This window comes from Burkholderia aenigmatica (assembly GCF_048627025.1).
Lineage (GTDB): Bacteria > Pseudomonadota > Gammaproteobacteria > Burkholderiales > Burkholderiaceae > Burkholderia > Burkholderia aenigmatica.
This window is the reverse complement of record NZ_CP184468.1, coordinates 446,567-463,457: the sequence shown is the minus strand read 5'-3', so window position 1 is coordinate 463,457 and position 16,891 is coordinate 446,567. Positions and strand designations below refer to the sequence as shown.

The following is a 16,891-nucleotide window of genomic DNA, read 5'->3' as shown; positions in this document are numbered from 1 at the left end:
GGAACCTGAACGTCCTATGCAACGCATCCTCAACGTGCTGACTCATCCGCGTACGCTCTCGATCGTCGGGATCGTCGCGCTAGCGGCCATCCTCTTCATCGTCGCGGACATGCTGCAGCTGCCGCTCCTGTGGGCGGCAACCGCGTTCGCGGCGATCCTCGCGCTGTGGCTCGTCGTCGCGCTGTGGCGCCGCTGGCGCGTGAAGCGCGCGAACCAGCAGCTCGGCCAGGTGCTGGAAGAGCAGGCGGAAACCGGCAAGATCGCCGCGCCCGCCGCCGCCGCACTCGCCCCCGACGCGAAGACGGCCGACCTCGACGTGCTGCGCACGCGCCTGTCGGACGCGGTGAAGACGATCAAGACGTCGAAGATCGGCCAGGTATCGGGCGGCTCCGCGCTGTACGAACTGCCGTGGTACATCGTGATCGGCAACCCGGCCGCGGGCAAGAGCAGCGCCGTGCTCAATTCCGGCCTGCAGTTCCCGTTCGCGGACAAGAACAGCGCCGTGATCCACGGCATCGGCGGTACGCGTAACTGCGACTGGTTCTTCACGACCGAGGGGATCCTGCTCGACACGGCCGGCCGCTATTCGGTACACGAGGAAGACCGCAGCGAGTGGCTCGGCTTCCTCGGCCTGCTCAAGCGCTATCGCCCGAAGGCGCCGATCAACGGCATCATCGTCACCGCGAGCATCGCCGAACTCACCGGCAACCGCCCCGAATTTGCGATCAACCTCGCGAAAAACCTCCGCCAGCGCGTTCAGGAGCTGACGGAGAAGCTCGAAGTGTTCGCGCCGGTCTACGTGATGTTCACGAAGGCCGACCTGATCACCGGCTTCACCGAATTCTTCAGCAGCAGCGACAAGCACGAGTACGACCGCGTATGGGGCGCCACCCTGCCCTACGAGCCCGACGACAAGCGCGACGTCGTCGCGCAGTTCGACACGCACTTCGAGGAACTCTACGAAGGGCTGAAGGAAATCAGCGTCGCGCAATTGTCGCTGTCGCGCGGCAACCAGCTGTCGCCGGGCCAGTTGAGCTTCCCGCTCGAATTCTCGACGATCAAGCCGTCGCTGCGCGCGTTCCTCGCGACGCTGTTCGAGAACAACCCGTTCCAGTACAAGCCGATCTTCCGCGGCTTCTACTTCACCAGCGCGCTGCAGGAAGGCGAAACCAACAGCGCGGCCGCGCAGCGCATCGCGCATCGCTTCGGCCTCGACGGCGCCGCGCTGCCGAAGCCGCACAGTGCCTTCTCGAAGAACGGCTTCTTCCTGCGCGACCTGTTCTCGAAGGTGATCTTCGCCGATCGCCAGACGGTGCGGCAGTTCGCGAGCCCGACCAAGACGCGGCTGCGCTACGCAACCTTCTTCGGCTTCGTCGCGGCGCTCGCGCTCGCGCTGGGCGGCTGGACCTGGTCGACGATCGGCAACCAGCAGCTCGTCACGAACGTGCAGGCCGACCTCGACAACGTCACGCGCCTGCAGCAGGGCCGCAACGACCTGCAGTCGCGCCTGCAGGCGATGGACATCCTCGAAGACCGGATCGAGCAGCTCGAGCAGTTCCGCCGCGACAAGCCGCTGTCGGTGTCGCTCGGCCTGTACCAGGGCGACCGTCTCGAGCAGCACCTGCTGACCGAGTATTACAACGGCGTGCGCCAGATCCTGCTGGCCCCGGTGTCGCAGAACCTCGCGTCGTTCATGAAGGACGTGAACGCGCACCCCGAACAGCTCGTCCCGATGACGCGCCCGCCCGAATCGGGCGCCGTGCAGGGTGGCGCGATGCCGGTCTCGACCAACGCGGCAGGCGCCGCGCCGCTGGCCGGCGCCGCACTGGCCGCGTCCGGCACCGCACCCGTCGCAGCCGCGCAGCAGCCGGCCGCACCGCAGGGCGGCCTCTACAGCGATGCGTCGCCGACCAACGTGCAGGACGCGTACAACGCGCTCAAGACGTACCTGATGCTGTCCGACAAGCGCCACGTCGAGCAGGCGCACCTGACCGACCAGCTCGCCCGCTTCTGGCGCGGCTGGCTCGAGACGAATCGCGGCAACATGCCGCGTGACGAGATGATCAAGAGCGCGGAGCGCATGATCTCGTTCTACCTGTCCCGCGTGAATGACGACGACTGGCCGATGATCGACGCGAACCTCGCGCTCGTCGACCAGACCCGCGAGAACCTGCGCCACGTCGTGCGCGGGATGCCGGCCCGCCAGCGCGTGTACGAGGAAATCAAGGCGCGTGCATCGACCCGCTTCGCGCCGATGACCATCGCGCGCATCGTCGGCGACGGCAACCAGGGCCTCGTGGCAGGCAGCTACGCGATTCCGGGCACGTTCACGCGCGAAGCGTGGTTCGACTACGTGCAGCCGGCGATCCGCGACGCGGCGACCAAGGAACTGCAGGCGAAGGACTGGGTGCTGAACACGTCGACGCAGGATGACCTGACGCTCGAGGGCAGCCCCGAGCAGATCCAGAAGACGCTCGTCGGCATGTACAAGACCGAGTACGCGCAGCACTGGCAGAAGTTCATGCAGGGCATCGCGGTGCAGGGCTTCAGCAGCTTCGGCCAGGCCGTCGACGGGATGAACCGCCTCGGCGACCCGCAGGATTCGCCGATCCGCAAGATCCTCGAGACCGCGTACGACCAGACCTCGTGGGACAACCCGTCGCTCGCGAACGTGACGATCAAGAAGGCGCAGACGGGCGTCGTGAACTGGGTCAAGCAACTGTTCTCGCGCTCGCAGGCCGGCCAGGTGGCGGCGGCCAACATCGACATCAACGGCAATCCGGCCGAGGTGCCGATGGGTCCGATCGGCCAGGAGTTCATCGGGCTCGCGCGGATCGTCGCGGTGCATGACGGCACGTCGATGCTCAAGGGCTACATGGATTCGCTGTCGAAGGTCCGCACGCGCTTCAACGTGATCAAGAACCAGGGCGATCCGGGCCCGGGCGCGCGCCAGCTGATGCAGCAGACGCTCGACGGCAACGGTTCGGAACTCGCCGATTCGCTGAAGCTCGTCGACGAGCAGATGCTGACGGGCCTCACCGATTCGCAACGCAAGTCGCTGCGTCCGCTGCTCGTGCGGCCGCTGATGCAGGCGTTCGCGGTCGTGATCCAGCCGGCCAGCGCCGAAGTCAACAAGGTGTGGAACGCGCAGGTCTACCAGCCGTTCCAGAACTCGCTCGCGACGAAGTACCCGTTCGCGGCGAGCGCGAAGGTCGAAGCCGGCGCCGGTGAAATCGCGCAGGTGTTCGGCCCGGACGGCTCGATCGCGAAGTTCGTCGGCACGACGCTCGGGCCGCTCGCGGTGCGCCGCGGCGACACCCTCGCCGCCCGCACGTGGGGCGACATGGGCATCGGCCTCACGCCGGACTTCACGAACGGCTTCGCACGCTGGGTCGCGCCGCTCGCCGGCGGTGCGGCAGGCAGCGCCGCCGCATCGTCCGAGCCGCAGACCGTGTTCCAGATCCTGCCGCAACCGAGCACGGGCACGACGGAATACACGATCGCGATCGACGGCCAGCAACTGCGCTACCGCAACACGCCGCCGCAGTGGACCAACTTCGTGTGGCCGAACCCGCAGGGCTCGCCGGGCGCGACGCTGTCCGCGACGACCTTCGACGGCCGCACGGTGCAGCTCGTCAACGAGCCGGGCCGCTACGGTCTCGAGAAGCTGATCAACTCGGCGCAACGCAAGCGCCGTCCGGACGGTACCTTCGACCTGACGTGGGCGCAGGGCAGCGTGAACGTGTCGGTAACGATGCGCATCATCAGCACGTCGCAACCGTCCGCCGGTGGCGGTGACCAGCCGCAGCAGCAGAGCCTGCGCGGCCTGCAGCTGCCGTCGTCGGTCGCCGACGCGAGCGCGGGTGCCGCGCAGAACGCGACCCAGTCCGCCGGTACGGGCACGCCGGCCGCAGCGCCGGCCGTCGCGGCCGCCAACGCAACGAATGCCCAGGGGGCGCAATGACGCAAACCGTACAGGCGCAAGTCGCCTACTTCGGCAAGATTCCGTCGCGTGGCGACTTCGTGAAGAGCCCGCACAACCCGCAGTTGCTGCAGACGCTCGACCGCTGGATCGCGCAGGCGCTCGAACTGCTCGCGGAAGATCCGCGCTGGAAGCTCGTCTACGAGGATGCGAAGCCGATGCATTTCGCGTTCCTCGGCTCGCGCAGCAAGCTCGCGATCGCGGGCCACATGGTCGCGAGCCACGACGTGTCGATGCGCCGCTTCCCGTTCCTCGGCGCAACCGCGCTCGAGGTCGACCGGCCGCTCGCGTTCCTCGCGCGCAGCCCGCTCGCGTTCGCGCGGCTGTGGTCGCGCGTCGCCACGCAGATCCCGCCGCTGCTCGGCAAGGACGAGCCGCCCGGCGCGCTGCAGGCGCTCGGCGACACGCAGGTGCCGATCGACGTCGGCGGCCCCGGCACGTCGCATGACGGCACCTTCAACGATTTCGTCGAACACCAGTCGCTGTACGGCCTCCAGGAAATGCTGCTCGAAAGCGGTCATCCCGTGCGGCTGCGCGGCGCGATGCTCGCGCTCGGCTCGCTGCTGCGGCCGGTGATGCAGAGCGGCTCGTCGCACATCGAGCGCGGCCTCACGCTGCCGCTGCCGGTCGATCCGTTCTACCGCAGCCTCGTCGCCGCGTTCTGGCTCGAACTGATCGCGCCGTTCGTCGCGCAGGCCGACTTCGAGCTCGCGATCTTCATCGGCACGATCGCCGAGCGCGAACGGCTCATCATCGGCTTCAACGGCGCGTCGGCGAAGACGCTGCTGAGCGTCGTCGACCCGCAGACCTACGCCGCCCACAACATCGACATCGACGATCCCGAGTGGATCGACGCCCATGCGCAAAACGATCACCAGATCAGCAAGCTCGTCAGCTACCTCGACCAACCGCAACTCTCGCTGCGCGTCGCCATCGACGCGTTCCGCGAAGCGTTCATCGGAGGCTGACGGGATGCATCGCACGATTCACGTCCGGCGCACGCGCTTTTCGGCCGCACTCTCGCCCGCCGTCGCCGCCCTCCTCGCTGTCGGTCTCTTCGCCAGTGGCGCGGCGTTCGCGCAGAACACCGGCGCGACCGTCACGCCGGTCGGCAACGGCACGGTCGCGACGACCGCGCTGTCCGCGAACACCGGCGCCGCACCGGGGACGGCCTCCGGTGCCATCGTGCACGGCACGGCCGGCACCGCGAGCACCCTCACGCCGCCGCCCGCGACCGCGACGCCCGGCCAGGTGGTCGTCGGCGGCAAGGTGCCCGACGAGGCGACCAAGGCCGCCGTGCTGCAGAAGCTGCGCGATACCTACGGCGCGACGAACGTCGTCGACCAGATCGAGGTCGGCGACGTCGCAACGCCGCCGAACTGGAGCGCGAACGTGCAGAAGCTGCTCGGCGCGCAGCTCAAGCAGATCAGCAAGGGGCAGCTGAAGATCAACGGCACGCAGATCGAGATGAAGGGCGAGGTGCACAACGAGGCGCAACGCCAGCAGCTCGCGAGCGACATGGCGAACACGCTGAACCCGACGTACACGATCAAGAACGGGCTGCGCGTGTCGGCGTCCGAACAGGGCGTGCTCGACCAGACGCTCGCCAACCGGACGATCGAATTCGAGACCGGCAGCGCGACGCTCACGCCGCAGGGCAAGCAGATCCTCGACCAGATGGCGGCCGCGCTCGCGAAGATGCAGAACCGCACGGTCGACATCATCGGCCACACCGACAACTCGGGGAACCGTACGTCGAACATTGCGCTGAGCCAGGCGCGCGCGGATGCGGTGAAGGGCTACCTGATCACGAAGAGCATTCAGCCGCAGCAGATGACCACGACGGGCGTCGGGCCGGATCAGCCGATCGCGCCGAACGATACGGCGGATGGACGCGCACGGAACCGGCGCATCGAGTTCCGGGTCGGACAGTAACGGACCTCCGCTGCCGCTCCTCCCGGAGCGGCGCGGCAGGCAACAACGGGCGGCGGCAGCGATGCACCGCCCGTTGTGCGTTTACGACTGCTCGTCGGGCCGCACGCCCAGCAGCTCGCGAATATGCGACAGCGAGCCGTCGTCCTTGACGACGCTCTCGAGCCACTTGTGCAGCGGCATGTCGGCCCATTCGGCGGCCTTGTCGGCGAGATACGCGACCGGGCTGTGCGGCTCGGTCTGGCGGAAATAGCGAGCGACCGCGCGCAACTGGTCGACGGCCTGCGCACGGTTCTGGATGCCGGCGATCATCTGCGGCACCGGGGCGCGCGGAACGGGCTGCGGCTGCACATGAGTCTCCTCGGTCTGGATCGGATTGCCGAATACCGGCTCGATGCGTTCGGGCTGCGCCTGCGATGCCGACTGCGAGTGCGGTGCGCTGCCCGTATAGCCCTGCTCGCGCGCAAAGCGCTCGGCGAGCCGGTACACGGTCTCGAACGCATCGCGCGCCTGCCGGAAGCTCGGTGCCGAATCGCCCGCGCGCTCGACGAGCCGCTCCTCGAACGCATCGAGCGCGAATTCGAACGCCTTCAGGTTCGCGAGCAACGCCGTGTAGAACGCGATCGACGTCACGCGCCGCGATGAATCGATCTGCTCGATCGACGGCTTGCCGCGCGCGATGTCGTCCGCGTGTTCCGGGTCGCGCTTGATCGCCTGCGCGACGTGCTGCGCCACTTCCCAGTCGAGCGTGCTGAACGCGTTCGACGCGCCGTCGGTCATCGGCACCGCCCGCAGCAGCTCGGCCGTACGGCCGGACAGCCACGCGACGTTGCCGAGCCGGTGCTCGATGTCGTCGTCTTCGGGCAGCGGGTGCACGGTGTCCCAGAAGTCGCGGCACAGGCCCTCGAGCAGCGCATAGCCTTCGTTGAGGCCGGTGATGCCGTCCTCGAGCGCGAGCGCCTCGGTCAGCCACACGGCGAGCCGCAGGTCCTTCGTGCGCGTGCGCAGCAGTTCGCCCGCATGGTCGACCACGAAGCCCCAGTCGGCCTCCTTGATCTCGGTCACCCACTCGCCCTGGTCGAGCGTCGGATCGTCGTAGCGCCGCGCGTCCTGGATCGCGTCGAATTCGTTCGAAAACAGCAGGTCGTCGCCGCTGGGCGACGCATCGCTGATCGGCGTCAGCAGCTCGGGGAGATTGATCGGCATGGTTCGGTCAGTTCATCAATGCTTGTGTTGCGCGGCCGCGCTCATTCGACGGTGTACGTGAATTCGCCGGCCTCGTCCGCGCGCACCGCGATGCGCGCGATGGCCTCGCCGTCGGCGATCCGCCCGAGCACGTGGCCCGCGATCTCCGGCAGCAGCGTGCCGTTCAGGATATGGTCGACGTTGCGGGCGCCCGAATCGACCTCGATGCAGCGCGCGAGCACCGCATCGACGAGCGATTCGTCCCATTCGAACGCGGCCTTGTGGTTCGCCTCGATCCGGCGGCGGATCCGCTCGAGCTTCAGCTCGATGATCTCGGCCAGCACGTCGTCGGAAATCGGGTAGTACGGCACGACCTTCATCCGCCCGAGGAACGCGGGCTTGAAGGTCTTGTACAGCTGCGGGCGCAGCGTCTCGGCGAGCGCGTCCGGATCGGGCAGCTCCTCGGCCGGCTTGTTCAGGCATGCCTGCATCACCGCGGCGGAACCGACGTTCGACGTCAGGATGATCAGCGTGTTGCGGAAGTCGATCTCGCGCCCTTCCGCATCGTCCATCGCGCCCTTGTCGAACACCTGGAAGAACATCTCGAGCACGTCCGGGTGCGCCTTCTCGACCTCGTCGAGCAGCACGACGGAATACGGATTGCGGCGCACGGCCTCGGTCAGCACGCCACCTTCGCCATAACCGACGTAGCCCGGCGGCGAGCCCTTCAGGCCCGACACGCTGTGCGCTTCCTGGTACTCGCTCATGTTGATCGTGACCATCTTGCGCTCGCCGCCGTACAGGATGTCGGCCAGCGCGAGCGCCGTCTCGGTCTTGCCGACGCCCGACGGCCCGACGAACATGAACACGCCGCGCGGCTTGTTCGGATCCTCGAGGCTCGCGGTCGCGGTGCGCACGCGCTGCGCGATCGCTTCCAGCGCATGGTCCTGGCCGATCACGCGCGCGGCGAGCAGCGGCTGCAGGTTCATCACGGTGTCGATCTCGTCCTTCACCATCCGGCCGAGCGGAATGCCCGTCCACGCGGCGACGATCTCGGCGACCACGTGGCCGTCGACCTGCAGCGGCACCATCGGCTCGCCGCCCTGCAACGCATGCAGCGCCGCGACGCGTTCGGCGAGCTTGTCGCGGGTCGCCTGCACGTCGACCGGCTGGCCGTCTTCCGACGGGCCGCGTGCCTTGTCGAGCGCTTCGCGCAGTTCGGTGATCTCGGCGACGATCGCGCGCTCGGCTTCATAGCGCGCTTCGTCCTTCGCGAGTTGTTCGAGCGCCGCGTCGCGCGTGCCGCGCAGCTCGCCGAGCCGCTCGTCGTGCGGCGCGCCGCCGGCTGCCTCACGCTCCAGCGACGCGATTTCCGCGTCGATCCGCTCGACGCGCTTCTTCGTGTCGTCGATCGCCGCCGGCGTCGCGCTGTGCGCGAGCGCGACCTTCGCGCACGCGGTGTCGAGCACGCTGATCGCCTTGTCCGGCAGCTGGCGGCCGCTGATGTAGCGGTGCGACAGGCGCACGGCCTCGGTGATCGCGTCGTCGAGGATCCGCACGTTGAAGTGCTTCTCCATCAGGCCGGACATCCCGCGCAGCATCGCGGCCGCGAGCGGCTCGCTCGGCTCCTCGACCTTCACGACCTGGAAGCGCCGCGCCAGCGCCGCATCCTTCTCGAAGTACTTCTTGTATTCGCTCCAGGTCGTCGCGGCGATCGTGCGCAGCTCGCCACGCGCGAGCGCCGGCTTCAGCAGGTTCGCCGCGTCGTTCTGGCCGGCCTGGCCGCCCGCGCCGATGATCGTGTGCGCCTCGTCGATGAACAGGATAATCGGATGCGCGCTCTTCTTCACCTCGTCGATCACGCTCTTCAGGCGGTTCTCGAATTCGCCCTTCACGCTCGCGCCGGCCTGCAGCAGCCCCATGTCGAGCACGTGCAGCGCGACGCCGCGCAACGGCGGCGGCACGTCGTCGGCGGCGATACGCAGCGCGAGGCCTTCGACGACCGCCGTTTTGCCGACGCCGGCCTCGCCGGTCATGATCGGGTTGTTCTGGCGGCGGCGCATCAGGATGTCGATCGCTTGGCGGATCTCGGCTTCGCGGCCGATCACCGGGTCGATCTTGCCGTCGCGTGCGCGCTGCGTGAGGTTGGTCGTGTACGTGTCGAGCGCGGGCGTCTTCGACGGGCCCGCCGCAGGTGCCATGCCGTCGACGGCCGGCGCGACGTCGCTACCCTCGTCGTCCGCCTGACGCGGCTCGGCTTCGCTCGAGCCGGCCATGATCTCGTCGAACTTGTGCTTCAGGTCCGTCACGTTCATTTCCGCAAACTGCGACGACATCCGTTGCGCGAACTGCGCGAGATCGGGCGCAGTCAGCAGCGCGAGCAGCAGGTGCCCCGAACGGATGCGGCCGAGCTGCGAGTCGAGCGAGGCGATCAGCCATGCCTGTTCGAACAGCGCGATCAGGTGTACGGAAAACACCGGCGTGCGCGTGTTGCCCGTCTTCAGGCGCGTCAGTTCGCGCTCGAGATCGGCGTGCAGCGCGTGCGGATCGACGCGGCTCGCGCGCAGTGCGAGCGGCAGGTCGCCCGTCGCTTCGTCGAGCAACGCGAGGAACAGGTGCTCCAGATCGACCTCGTAGTGGCCGCGCGCCAGGCACGCGCTTGCCGCACGCTCGGTCGCGTGGCGGCACAGCGGGTTCAGTTTCGTGATCAGGGTCTTCAGAGGCGTGCTCATGGCGTCGATCTCAGGTTCGAATGCGTGTTTGTTGTCGTTTGGAATCAGTGAATCACGTGCAGTTCGTAACGCGCGTCGGAGCGGTCCTCGACCGCATCGCGCGTGCACAGGAACGCGTCCCAGCCGAGCCGCGAGCCCGCACCGAGCACGCTCGCGCCCACCTCGGTGCGCTTGAGCACGAGCTTCACCTCGTATTCCAGCGTGACGCCGGCGAGCAGCGTCAGCATCCGCTCCAGTGCGATGGCCTGCGCGCCGCCGGGCAGGAACGCCTCGTAGTCGCGCTTGGACAGCGGGCCGACGACGATCCGTGCGCGCATGTCGCGCTGCCACACGCGCTCGCCGACGAGCGCCGTCGCGCCAAGCACCGCGTTGACCTCGCCGAGCACGCTCAGCTGATCGGGCGGCACGTCGTACCACTTGCCGACGAACTGGTCGATCTTCACCGGCACGCGGAAATAGTCAGACAGCGTGCGCTGCAGGTACGCGGCCGACATCGGCCGGTGCCGCGCGGCCAGCGCATAGCCTGCGACCGCCTCGTCGAGCACGCCGCCCGCGCCGGCCGCGAGGCTGTCGCGCACCTCGTCGCTCGGCACGCCCGCGATCGCGAGCAGCAGCGGCAGGTAGCGCTCGTCGCGGTCGAGCTCGTAGTGGAACGGCAGCCGGTATTTCTTCCACGCGGCATAGAACAGCGCGGTCGCGCGGTTCGAGAACACGTCGAAAAATGCGCGCGCCGCATGGTCGCGCTTCAGGTGCTCGCGCGCGACGATCTGCTCGGTGTAATGCAGCGGCAGCGCGCCCTGCCCGCCCAGCAGCCCGAAGAACGCGGGCGTCAGCTCGACGTGGCCGAGCTCGCCGGCCGCGAGCGCGGCGCCGCGCGCCTCGCCCGTCTTGAGCTGGGTGCCGTCGTCGTCGAACGAGCGCGCGCCTTCGATTTCGCTCGGCGGAAAGCCGAGCGACAGCGTGTTGCGGAATTCGATGCGCTGCGCGACCACGTCGCCCTGCCGCCACGCGCCGGGCGCATCCGACGCCTGCCGCGCGAACAGCCCTTCGAGCACGCGCACCGCCTGGAAAAACTCGAAGCGGTGCGGTTCGTCGAGCAGCGCGTCGACTACGCCAGGATCGATTCGCCGGTCCGGGGCTTGCATCGGATGATCTCCTCGCCGGTGCGCTTCGACACGACGACTAGTTGAACGAAACTGTTGAGGTGGACGTACAGCCCGAAGAAGCTGTCGAGTACGCGCACGAACGAGGCCAGGCTCGCGCCGACGAAATGCTCCTCGTCGATCGTCAGGCGGATCTCGATGCCGCGCACGAAGGTCGCGAACGGCTTGCCGGGCAGCCACTGCACGGCGCCGCGCTGCTCGACGCCGGCGAGGCCATCGATCTGGCGCATCGACACGGCGGTGCGCCGCAGGTCGTACAGCGTCAGCATTTCCTTCAGCGGCGCGAGGCCGTGCGCGACCAGCGACACGTGATTGAGCGCGAGGTGCGACACGAGCCGCCAGTGCGCGGCGCGGCCGCGCTCGAAGCGCACGCTCTGCGTCGGGCGGCGCAGCAGCGCGATGCCGCTCGTCTGCGCGCCGCCCTCCTGGAACAGGTCGCCGCCTTCGAGCCCGAACGCGAGCATCGCCGGCAGGTCCCGGTTCGTACAGGTGAGGTCGAGGCTCAGCGTGTCGGTCTGCGGCGACGTCGGCTCGAAATCGATGTCGACGATCGAGATCTCGGTTTCATAGCCGGGGCTCTTCTGCGCGACCCAGTCGTTGCGGCGCGCGAACCAGTAGTGGCCGATCCGCGCCGATTCGCCGTGATGCAGCGAATAGAACGGCCGGAACTCGATCACCGATTCCTCGTGCGCCTGCTGCCGGACGAGCTTCACCGAATCGATCGAATACACCTCGTACGCGAACGCGCGCCGCGCCTCGGCGATCACCGGGTAGGACACCGCGCGGTGCGTGATTCGGATCGGCTCGCCGTGCTGGCGGAACAGGTTGACGATCGGCGTGCAGAACAGCCGGAAGTGGCTCGCCGTCAGCAGTTCGAGCAGCCGCGCGACGTGCGAATCGCTGCGCACGTCCTGCAGCACGAGATGCAGCGTCGCGCGCTGGCAGCGGCCGGTCGCGCGCGCGATCGCCGCAAGGTCGAAGTCGACGAAATCGAACTTGTCGGGGAACGCAAAGTATTCGGTGAGCAGGCGATACGCGGGATGCGATTTCGCCGGGTAGTCGATCAGCGCGTCTTCTTCGTCGAAGCCGGCGTGCGCGATCGGCAGCTTGCGCAGCGCGGTCCAGCGGCCGTTGCGTTCGGGCTCGACATACGCGCCGAGCACGTTGACGAACAGGCAGTCGGTCAGCGCGGCGACGAACGACTGTTCGCCGTGCAGGTGCGCGCGCAGCGTCGGCAGCTTCAGCGCGCCGAGATCGAGCTGCGCCGCGAGCGATTCGAACGTGATCGAGATCACGCCCGTCGCGTTCGACGGCAGCACCGTCGCGCTCGGCGCGAGTGCGACCGGCGTGAAGCGGGCTTCCGAGATGCGGATCGGCGCGAGCGTCACGTCGTAGGCCGTGCGGAACCGGCACTGCACGCCGCGGATCGGGCGGCTCTTCAGCTCGGTGCCGCGATCGATCACGACCGGTTCGGTCTGCTGGCCGGGCGACGCCGGCGTGAACTGCGCGATCGAGCACGACGGGAACGGCCGCAGGTAGTGCGGATACAGCACTTCCAGCAGCGCTTCCGTGAATTCGGGGTAATCGTCGTCGAGCTTCTTGTTGATCCGCGCGCCGAGCAGCGCGAACGACTCGATCATCCGCTCGACGTGCGGATCCTCGCAATGCTCGCCCGACAGCGCGAGCCGCGCCGCGATCTTCGGATAGCGTTCCGCGAAATCTCGCGAATAGCGCCGCAAAAACGATAATTCGCGCTCGTAATACGGCAGCAATTCTTCCATCGACGACCCCGAACCTCAATATTTCCTGCCGGACCCTGATCCACCACCGGGCGGTCCGGCCCGCTCGGCGGCATGATTTACTGCATTCTTGCGGCGCGTGCGCGCGTGACCGAATACTGCAGCGTCGACGGCTGCAGCATCGCGTCGAAACTCACCGGCTCCTCGGCCGGGTGCACGACGAGCAGCGCCTGAATCGCGAAGTAGAGCGCGTTGGTGGCCTGCTCGTTCAGCTCGAACGTCACCTGCACCTGCTGCAGCCGCGGCTCGTGACGCGCGATGGCTTGCTGGATCGACTTGCAGATGAACGCGCGATCGTAGTGACTCGCGAGGCTCAGCCCCGCGAAATCGTTCAGCCCGTAGGTCAGCACCGACTTCTGGCATTCCGGCAGCGCGGCCAGCTCGATTTCGGTGTGGGCGATACGGGTGTTGAGAATCGCCTCGACATCGCGGGCGACCGTGTTCTTGAGCTCGTCCAGCGACAATTGCCGCATCGCTGCCGAGGCCGGCAGGTGCGGTTCGTCGTCGAACAACTTGTCGAGAAAACTGGGTTCGAATCGTTTCATCGGGTCGGTGCGCACAGCGAAAACGGCAACGGGACGCCGCGCGCCCCGTTGCCGCAACCGACCTTAGACCGCGTAGGTCTTGTCGTTCTTCGTCAGACTCCAGGCGCCTTGCGTGTTGCCGCCCTGGTTGCCGCCGATCTTCTGCTGGGTTTGCTTCCACTGCACAGCTGCGTACTTCAGCGAGAACGTCTCGAGCGGCAGACCTTCTTCGCGAACGCTCGGAGCGATGCTCGAGATGATCACGTACTTGAGCTTGACTTCCAGATACTGCACGCGCTTGCCTTCACCGTCAGCGCGCGAGAAATGGACCGTCACCTCGTCGAACGTGGTGCCGCCCGAAGCGTGTTGGTACAGCAGCGGGCTCGACGAATCGATTTCCTTCGTGAAAATCATGTCGCCGTGTTCGCAACGCGTCATCGTGTGACCGCCAGCGGTCGATGCGGTTGCCGAACGCGGTTGAACGATCGAGTGATCCCACGATTTCAGCTCGATCCAGCCCTGGTGGTCCTTGTCCGCGGATTCGCCCTTCACCGCGGGACTACCAAACTGCAAGTGCATATGTAACATGGCCCTTCGACTCCCCAAAGAGGTGGTTTTAACGTCCTACCCAGGCGGCCCGCCCGGGCGATTTACTCGCTTATGAATTTGCCGGTTTGGGCAGATCAGCGACAAGTCGCAGAGAAATCGAGAGTTCGTCGAGCTGAAAGTGCGGGCGCAGGAACGCGACCGAACGATACGAGCCCGGCTTGCCCGGAATCTCCGACACTTGTATGGATGCCTCACGCAGCGGAAATTGCGCTTTCTGTTCCTGCGAGGCGTTATCGTCGAGCAGGACGTACTGCGAAATCCACCGGTTGAGGAAAGTCTCCACGTTCTGCGCCGATGCGAAGCTGCCGATCTTGTCCCGCATCATCGCCTTCAGGTAGTGCGCGACGCGCGATACCGAGAAGATGTACTGAAGCTGGGCGGACAGGACGGCGTTCGCATTCGCGCTGTCGGTGCTGTATTTCTTGGGCTTCTGCACCGACTGCGCAGCGAAGAACGCGGCGTAATCTGAGTTCTTGCAATGGACGAGCGGGATGAAGCCGAGGTCGCTCAGCTCCTTCTCGCGGCGATCGGTGATCGCGATTTCGGTCGGGCACTTCAGCGCGACTTCACCGTCGTCGGTCTTGAACGTGTGGGTCGGCAGGTCCTCGACGAGGCCGCCGCCTTCGACGCCGCGGATCGCCGCGCACCAGCCGAAGTCGTCGAATGCGGCCGTCAGGCGCGCAGCGAATGCCCACGCGGCGTTGCACCACAGGTACTTGTCGTGGTCGGTGCCGTCGACGTCCTCGACGAAGTTGAAGTTCTCCGCGGTCTGGCCGTCCTTCGGATTGAACGGCAGGCGGCCGAGGAAGCGCGGCAGCGTCAGGCCGACGTAGCGCGAATCTTCGGCGTCGCGGAACGACTTCCACTTCGCATATTCGACCGTATCGAACACCTTGCCGAGGTCGCGCGGCTTGCCGAGGTCGGAGAACGACTCAAGGCCGAGCAGCTCGGGCGATGCCGACGCGATGAACGGCGCATGCGCAGCCGCCGCGACGTGCGACATCTGCTCGATGAAGTACATGTCTTCCGGCTGGCGCGAGATCTCGTAATCGCCGATCAGCGCACCGAACGGCGAGCCGCCGAACGTGCCGAACTCTTCTTCGTAGACCTTCTTGAACAGCGCGCTCTGGTCGAACTCGCTCGCGCCCTTGAAATCGCGCACGAGGTCGCGCTTCGGTGCGTGCAGCGCCTTGATCTTGATCGTCTGGCCGGTGTTGCTTTCCTTGACCAGATAGTCCATCCCGCGCCACGTGCTTTCGAGGCGCTGGAATTCCGGCGCGTGCATCACGGCGGAAAGCTGCGTGGAAATCAGGCGGTCGAGTTCCGCGACGCGCGCGTCGATCGTGGCCGACAGGTTGTCCGACACGATCACCGTGCCGTCGAGCACCTGGTGCACGAGTTCGCCGATCAGGTCCTTCGCACGCGCATGCTCGGAATCGGATTTCGCGACCTTGCTCTTCTCGACGATGTCGTCGAGCAGCGAGGTCCCGGCGGCGTAGTCCGCGCCGCTCGCTTGGGCCGCAGCCGTTTGCTGGTTCATCTCAACACTCCGTCGTCATTCGCCGTCTTTGTCGCCGCCCGTGCCCTTCGCGAGCTCCTGCAGCTGCTGCGTGTTCTTCAGCACATCGGACAGCAGATCCTCGAGCTTGTCGTTGCCGGCGAGCTTGTTGCGCAGGTCGGCGAGCTTCGAGCGCGCCTCGAGCAGGCGGCGCAGCGGCTCGACCTGTTCGACGACTTCGTCCGGGCTGAAATCCGACAGCGAACGGAATTTCAGGTCGACCGCGAACTTGCCGCCTTCCGGGCTCAGGCGGTTTTCCACCTGGAACGCGGCACGCGGCTCGATCGCCTTCATCACGTCGTCGAAATTGTCGCGATCGATGTTGACGAATTTACGGTCGCGCAGCTTCGGCTGCTCGATTTCGGACTGGCCCGCCAGATCGCCGACGACCCCGACGACGAACGGCAGTTCCTTCACCTCGATCGCATCGCCCTTCTCGACCTCGTAGGTCAGTTGGACGCGCGGCGGCCGTATTTTCTGCAAGCTTTTCTGAATGCTTTCTTTCTTGGCCATCTCGACGGCTCCCAGGTTAGTTGTGGTTATCGCGTCAGTTTGCGGTCAGTTGCGCAGTGCGCCGAACGGGTCACCGCCCTTCGCCCCGCCGCCCGACGACGTGTTCGTCGGCGCCACCGTAGCAGTGGCTTCAGAGGTCTGCGTCTGGCTGGGCTTCTTGTGCACGACCGTGCGGACCCGCTTGGTCCGGACAGTGGCGCGGGCATTCGTCTCCGGCGGGAACAGCGCCGATTCGCCCAGCGTATCGCGCAGCTGCTTCGCGAGCGCCTGCGCGTCGGACTTCGCATCGCCCGCGAGCGACGAATCCTGGCGCAGCTCGCCGAGCGACTGCGTCGCGATCCGCAGGCCGGCCACGGCCAGCACGCTCTTTGCCTGACGATCGGTCGCGTCGCGCTGCAGGGCTTCCTGCGCGGCAACGATTGCCTGACCGTAGTGGTTCTGGGCGAACTGGATTTGCGCGATGCGCGACCACGGCTCCTCGCGCGTCGGATCCGACTTGGCGAGCTGCTGGTACAGGCCGAGTGCCTTGTCCTGGTCACCCGCCTTCGCAACTGCGTCCGCATCGGCCAGCGACTTGTTGAACACCTCGGCAGTCGGCGGCGCGGGAGGCTGGCTCGCACAACCGGCGATCACGCCGCAAGCCACTACTACCCCAGACAGTTTTGCGAAGAGACGGTCTTTCATCGTTATATCCACCGGCGCGTGAGTTTTAAATCGTTGAGAATCTGGTTCTTTTGCTTTGCAAGAAGCGCGCGGGTATAGTACCGATCAATTTTTCATAATTCAATCGTCGTGTGAAGAGTAATTCCTTTTAAAACCGGGCGCTACCCCCTCCAATGGCCTCCCGCTGCGGGCTCGCAGCGATTTTGCTATCGGTCGGAATGGGCAAGTTTT

Annotated in this window: 12 protein-coding genes; 3 read left to right on the top strand and 9 right to left on the bottom strand. The window is 66.7% G+C overall.

Annotated elements, in window-relative coordinates:
• The first annotated feature begins 16 nt into the window (after nucleotides 1-16).
• From tssM to ACN8ZM_RS02245, 3 genes are read left to right on the top strand one after another with little or no spacing between them, the layout of a single operon-like run.
• Nucleotides 17-3,964: a type VI secretion system membrane subunit TssM gene (gene tssM, locus ACN8ZM_RS02255; RefSeq protein ID WP_043191630.1), complete on the top strand. Its 3,948-nt coding sequence runs from the start codon at nucleotides 17-19 to the stop codon at nucleotides 3,962-3,964.
• The gene (tagF, locus tag ACN8ZM_RS02250; protein WP_043191633.1) at nucleotides 3,961-4,950 is read left to right on the top strand and encodes a type VI secretion system-associated protein TagF; all 990 of its coding nucleotides are present in this window, start codon (nucleotides 3,961-3,963) and stop codon (nucleotides 4,948-4,950) included. The genes tssM and tagF overlap by 4 nt, the downstream gene beginning before the upstream one ends.
• A gap of 4 nt (nucleotides 4,951-4,954) precedes the next feature.
• Nucleotides 4,955-5,917 carry an OmpA family protein gene (locus ACN8ZM_RS02245; RefSeq protein ID WP_175023526.1) on the top strand — a complete coding sequence of 321 codons (963 nt, stop codon included), beginning with the start codon at nucleotides 4,955-4,957 and terminating at the stop codon, nucleotides 5,915-5,917.
• Between the two features lie 81 nt (nucleotides 5,918-5,998).
• On the opposite strand, the gene tssA is transcribed toward ACN8ZM_RS02245, so the two are convergent.
• From tssA to ACN8ZM_RS02200, 9 genes are all read right to left on the bottom strand, one after another.
• Nucleotides 5,999-7,120: a type VI secretion system protein TssA gene (tssA, locus tag ACN8ZM_RS02240; RefSeq protein WP_089449807.1), complete on the bottom strand. Its 1,122-nt coding sequence runs from the start codon at nucleotides 7,118-7,120 to the stop codon at nucleotides 5,999-6,001.
• A gap of 41 nt (nucleotides 7,121-7,161) precedes the next feature.
• Nucleotides 7,162-9,831, bottom strand: coding sequence for a type VI secretion system ATPase TssH (gene tssH / locus ACN8ZM_RS02235; protein ID WP_420210485.1), 2,670 nt, complete (start codon nucleotides 9,829-9,831; stop codon nucleotides 7,162-7,164).
• 44 nt (nucleotides 9,832-9,875) lie between these two features.
• Nucleotides 9,876-10,976, bottom strand: coding sequence for a type VI secretion system baseplate subunit TssG (gene tssG, locus ACN8ZM_RS02230; RefSeq protein ID WP_089449805.1), 1,101 nt, complete (start codon nucleotides 10,974-10,976; stop codon nucleotides 9,876-9,878).
• The gene (tssF, locus tag ACN8ZM_RS02225; protein ID WP_043191644.1) at nucleotides 10,940-12,775 is read right to left on the bottom strand and encodes a type VI secretion system baseplate subunit TssF; all 1,836 of its coding nucleotides are present in this window, start codon (nucleotides 12,773-12,775) and stop codon (nucleotides 10,940-10,942) included. Before tssF ends, tssG begins: the two co-directional genes overlap by 37 nt.
• A gap of 77 nt (nucleotides 12,776-12,852) precedes the next feature.
• Nucleotides 12,853-13,338 carry a type VI secretion system baseplate subunit TssE gene (tssE, locus tag ACN8ZM_RS02220; protein ID WP_043191646.1) on the bottom strand — a complete coding sequence of 162 codons (486 nt, stop codon included), beginning with the start codon at nucleotides 13,336-13,338 and terminating at the stop codon, nucleotides 12,853-12,855.
• Nucleotides 13,339-13,401: 63 nt separating this feature from the next.
• Nucleotides 13,402-13,905, bottom strand: coding sequence for an Hcp family type VI secretion system effector (locus tag ACN8ZM_RS02215; RefSeq protein ID WP_006477093.1), 504 nt, complete (start codon nucleotides 13,903-13,905; stop codon nucleotides 13,402-13,404).
• Between the two features lie 70 nt (nucleotides 13,906-13,975).
• Nucleotides 13,976-15,466, bottom strand: coding sequence for a type VI secretion system contractile sheath large subunit (gene tssC, locus ACN8ZM_RS02210; RefSeq protein WP_011350759.1), 1,491 nt, complete (start codon nucleotides 15,464-15,466; stop codon nucleotides 13,976-13,978).
• A gap of 15 nt (nucleotides 15,467-15,481) precedes the next feature.
• Nucleotides 15,482-15,997, bottom strand: a complete 516-nt coding sequence (tssB, locus tag ACN8ZM_RS02205) for a type VI secretion system contractile sheath small subunit (RefSeq protein WP_043191648.1) — start codon at nucleotides 15,995-15,997, stop codon at nucleotides 15,482-15,484.
• A 45-nt stretch (nucleotides 15,998-16,042) separates the two neighbouring features.
• Nucleotides 16,043-16,681 carry a tetratricopeptide repeat protein gene (locus ACN8ZM_RS02200; RefSeq protein ID WP_043191651.1) on the bottom strand — a complete coding sequence of 213 codons (639 nt, stop codon included), beginning with the start codon at nucleotides 16,679-16,681 and terminating at the stop codon, nucleotides 16,043-16,045.
• Nucleotides 16,682-16,891: the final 210 nt, after the last annotated feature.

Coding starts and splice junctions, on each gene's coding strand:
- ACN8ZM_RS02200 (WP_043191651.1), bottom strand. CDS start 16,681: ATGAAAGACCGTCTCTTCGCAAAACTGTCTGGGGTAGTAGTGGCTTGC.
- tssC (WP_011350759.1), bottom strand. CDS start 15,466: ATGAACCAGCAAACGGCTGCGGCCCAAGCGAGCGGCGCGGACTACGCC.
- tssH (WP_420210485.1), bottom strand. CDS start 9,831: ATGAGCACGCCTCTGAAGACCCTGATCACGAAACTGAACCCGCTGTGC.
- tssB (WP_043191648.1), bottom strand. CDS start 15,997: ATGGCCAAGAAAGAAAGCATTCAGAAAAGCTTGCAGAAAATACGGCCG.
- tssF (WP_043191644.1), bottom strand. CDS start 12,775: ATGGAAGAATTGCTGCCGTATTACGAGCGCGAATTATCGTTTTTGCGG.
- tssM (WP_043191630.1), top strand. CDS start 17: ATGCAACGCATCCTCAACGTGCTGACTCATCCGCGTACGCTCTCGATC.
- tssG (WP_089449805.1), bottom strand. CDS start 10,976: ATGCAAGCCCCGGACCGGCGAATCGATCCTGGCGTAGTCGACGCGCTG.
- ACN8ZM_RS02245 (WP_175023526.1), top strand. CDS start 4,955: ATGCATCGCACGATTCACGTCCGGCGCACGCGCTTTTCGGCCGCACTC.
- tssE (WP_043191646.1), bottom strand. CDS start 13,338: ATGAAACGATTCGAACCCAGTTTTCTCGACAAGTTGTTCGACGACGAA.
- ACN8ZM_RS02215 (WP_006477093.1), bottom strand. CDS start 13,905: ATGTTACATATGCACTTGCAGTTTGGTAGTCCCGCGGTGAAGGGCGAA.
- tssA (WP_089449807.1), bottom strand. CDS start 7,120: ATGCCGATCAATCTCCCCGAGCTGCTGACGCCGATCAGCGATGCGTCG.
- tagF (WP_043191633.1), top strand. CDS start 3,961: ATGACGCAAACCGTACAGGCGCAAGTCGCCTACTTCGGCAAGATTCCG.